Below are 1,167 nucleotides of genomic sequence, written 5' to 3'. Positions count from 1 at the left end.
CTGCGCGGACGTCGCCCGCCTCGACCAGCGCAGCAGCGTCTCGCGCTCCTCGTCGGTCAACGTCACCTCGGCCATCGGCCGTCCCATACGTGCCACGCAGGCAACACTACACATATTCATCGAACTTCAGGCGCAGGACACTAGATGATCTATTCCAAGGGGTCAGTGATCGAACGCGGTCAGCGAGCGTAGGACGTCTTGTCCGGTGTGGTCGTTGTGCCATATCGCCGTGGTCAGGGCGAGGATGCGTTGCATTACGCGAGCGATGACGCCGTTGGGTGTGCGTCCGCGGTGGCGTTCGAGGTCGAGCTGTCCCTTGAAGGTCTCGTTGATTGACTCGATGATCTGCCGCAAAGGCTTGAAGAGGTGTGCGCCCGGCCGTTCCCGTTCGCCCTTGCGGGCCGGCCGCAACAAGTTGGTTTCCTGCTCGGCGAGTTCGGTTCGAAGGCGCGGCCGAAGTAGTTCTTGTCGCCGATCAGGGTCTGTCCGGGACGGTCGCGTAGGAGGTCGGGGTCGGCGGCGAGGAGGTCCAGCAGGGTCTCGCGTTCGTCGGCTTTGGCGCCGGTCAGGGCGAAGGCGACGGGCAGGCCCTGGAGGGTGCAGATCAGGTGCAGGCGCAGGCCCCAGAAGAACCGGCTGTGGCTGGCGCAGTAGCCGTATTCGGCCCATCCGGCCAGGTCGGAGCGTTTTACTGTCTCGCGGGAGCGGCCGCATTCGACCGGCGTGGAGTCCACGACCCACACGTCGTCGCTCCACACTGAGGTGTCGATGGCCAGGATCCGGTTGATGGTCCGCATCAGGCCGGCAGCCTTGCGCAGCCGTTTGTTGTATCCGGGCTGCTGCGGCAGGTACGGGAAGAGGTGCCGCAGATGGGCACGGGCGTGACGGAGCCACCTGGCCTCGGAGGTGAAGCCGAGCATGGCCTGCATCATCGCCAGGGTGACCAGTTCGGCATCGCTCAGCCGTGGGGCGATACCGACTGGCGGTCGCCACGGCGCCAAGTCCGGACGCTCCTACAGCAGGTCATCGGTCGTCGCATAGAGTGCTGTCGCGAGGGTGTCCAAGTTGTGCGTCAACACCGTTGCGTTTACTTCCGTGAGCGGTTCGCGAGCCCGTGCTCGAAGAACGTGATGGCGGTATGGATGCTGTAGTTCTGGCTGGTCGTGG

The 1,167-nt window shown here is 64.7% G+C and carries 1 pseudogene; it reads right to left on the bottom strand.

Annotation, left to right across the window (positions count from 1 at the left end):
- Window positions 1–162: 162 nt before the first annotated feature.
- Window positions 163–1,001: pseudogene (locus ABZ904_RS51325) on the bottom strand (IS982 family transposase).
- Window positions 1,002–1,167: the final 166 nt, after the last annotated feature.

Origin of the sequence: Streptomyces sp. NPDC046900 (assembly GCF_040644975.1) — a bacterium.
GTDB lineage: Bacteria > Actinomycetota > Actinomycetes > Streptomycetales > Streptomycetaceae > Streptomyces.
The sequence above is the reverse complement of the archived record's forward strand: the minus strand, read 5'-3'. Positions and strand labels throughout refer to the sequence as shown.